This is a genomic window from Pedococcus sp. P1_H8 (genome assembly GCF_056405175.1).
Genome location: NZ_JBFUCP010000393.1, coordinates 1 through 386, shown reverse-complemented (window position 1 = coordinate 386; position 386 = coordinate 1). Strand labels below are relative to the sequence as shown.

The window sequence follows — 386 nt, the reverse complement described above, 5'->3', positions numbered from 1 at the left end:
GTGTTGATCGCGATGATCGGGTTCTCGGGGCCGAGGCTGACGCCGCCGGCCAGCCCGATCACCAGCACCAGCGCGAGGCTTGGGAGAGCAGACGGTGCAAGCGGTTTCGCGACGAGGCCGGTGGTTGCGGGGTCGGGTCCGGCGTGACCGGGCATCTTCCAGACCACGAGACCGACCACAAAGCCGACGACGGTCAGCGTGCCGAACGCCCACCAGCCGGATGCGCCGGACACGCCGACCCAGTCGGGCAGTGTCGTCCACAGCAGTCGCTGGAGCTTGTTGGCAAGCACGCTGAGCCCGATCAGCATCAACGCACAGCCAACGCCGACGGCGACCGCGGGAACGGCGAGTGCCGCCAGTTGCCGGGTCGTCGGTGTGAGCTCGGA

The 386-nt window shown here is 68.9% G+C and carries 1 pseudogene; it reads right to left on the bottom strand.

What is annotated here, in order from left to right:
• Nucleotides 1-308 (bottom strand): annotated as a pseudogene (locus tag AC1DYG_RS20510) (ion channel protein); the annotation flags it as partial.
• Between the last annotated feature and the right edge of the window lie 78 nt (nt 309-386).